A 1,416-nucleotide genomic window follows, 5' to 3' on the forward strand; every position below is an offset into this window, starting at 1 on the left:
GCGGGGGCGGGGCGCCCGCCCGCGGGGTGCCGCCCGGCGGCCGCTCCCGGACCCCCGAACGGGTGAGAGAGCGGCGGCCGGGCCGCGTACTGTCCGGCCGCCCGCGCGACGCTGCCTACCGTGCCCCTGACGATCTGCTCCGAAGTCCGCCTCCGTACGGGACGGGCCGTCCGATCAGAACCGAGGTGTACGCGATGGTGGCCCCGCCCGACAACGACGTCCTCTGGGCGCGTTCCCTGCACTGCTCCCTCGGCGGCTTCCCCGCCCTGTCCGGAGTCTCGCTCGGCGTGCGCGAGGGAGGGATCCTCGCGGTCTGCGGGCCGCGCGGCAGCGGCAAGTCCACGCTGCTGCGCTGCCTGTCCGGGCAGCTGGTGCCGCAGGAGGGCGAGGTCTGGTTCGACGGCCACCAGATCGACACGCTGAGCGCCGCGCGGCGCGAGCGGCTGCGCGCCGGCAGCTTCGCGTGGGTCGGCCCCGAGCCCTCGCTCGTGCCCGAGCTGAACGGCTGGGAGAACGCCGCTCTCCCGCTGCTGCTGCGCGGCACCACCCACCGGGCCGCCCGGGCCGCGGCCACGGAGTGGCTGGAGCGGCTCGACATCGGCGACTGCGCGCGCAGCAGGCCGGCCGCGCTCCCCCAGGACAAGCGGCAGCGCATCGCGGTGGCGCGGGCGCTGACGGCCGCGCCGGCCGTGCTGTTCGCGGACGAGCCGACGGCCGCGCTGCACGCCGGCGACCGGGCGCACGTGCTGCGGACGCTGACGACCGCGGCCCGCTCGCACGGCATCACCGTCGTGCTGTCCGGCGCCGACGACGAGACGGCCTCCCTCGCCGACCTGACGGTCCGCCTGCTCGACGGCCGCCGCGCCGACACCCCCAGCACCGACGGGGAGGGGCAAGAGGCGTGCTCGCTCTCCGTCTAGCGCGCGGCTCGCGCCCGCTGGTGCAGCTGCGCCGCCTGCTGGTGGCGGCGGCCTCCGCGGGCGTCGGCTTCCTGCTGCTGTGCACCCTCATGTGGGCCATCGGCCATCCGCAGGGCGCGGTGCTGCGCCTGGCCTGGTGCGTCATCCCCGCCGCGGCGGCCGTGCAGCTCGCGGTGGCCGTGGCGGGCACGGACCCGGGCACCTCGCCCCGGCCGGGACTGTCCGCGATCGGACTCGGGCCGGTGCGGCTGACCGCGTACGCGGCGGCGACGACGGCGGTGTCCACGATCGCCGGCTCCCTGCTCGCGCTCCTGCTGGTCTGGCACCTGCGCGGCGACGGCTCGGGGCTGCCGCTCGCGGGCGCGGCGTCCGACCTCCTCGCCGCCGACCGGCCGCTGCCCGCGGGCGCGGTCGCGCTGCTGCTCGCGGTGGTGCCCGTTCTCGCCTCGGCGGCGGCCGCCTACGCGCTGCGCCCGGCCGCCCGGGCCCGCCTGGC

1 protein-coding gene and 1 pseudogene are annotated in these 1,416 nt (G+C 78.5%); both read left to right on the top strand.

What is annotated here, in order from left to right:
- Nucleotides 1-194 precede the first annotated feature (194 nt).
- Nucleotides 195-920, top strand: coding sequence for an ABC transporter ATP-binding protein (locus tag L1885_RS28320; RefSeq protein WP_235799998.1), 726 nt, complete (start codon nucleotides 195-197; stop codon nucleotides 918-920).
- A pseudogene (locus L1885_RS28325) lies at nucleotides 902-1,416 on the top strand (hypothetical protein); the annotation flags it as partial. The gene L1885_RS28320 and the pseudogene L1885_RS28325, both read left to right, overlap by 19 nt.

The sequence above is a fragment of the Streptomyces fuscigenes genome (assembly GCF_021556455.1).
Lineage (GTDB): Bacteria > Actinomycetota > Actinomycetes > Streptomycetales > Streptomycetaceae > Streptomyces > Streptomyces fuscigenes.

Excerpts from the sequence above, each read along its gene's own strand:
- L1885_RS28320 (WP_235799998.1), top strand. The coding sequence starts at position 195 with ATGGTGGCCCCGCCCGACAACGACGTCCTCTGGGCGCGTTCCCTGCAC.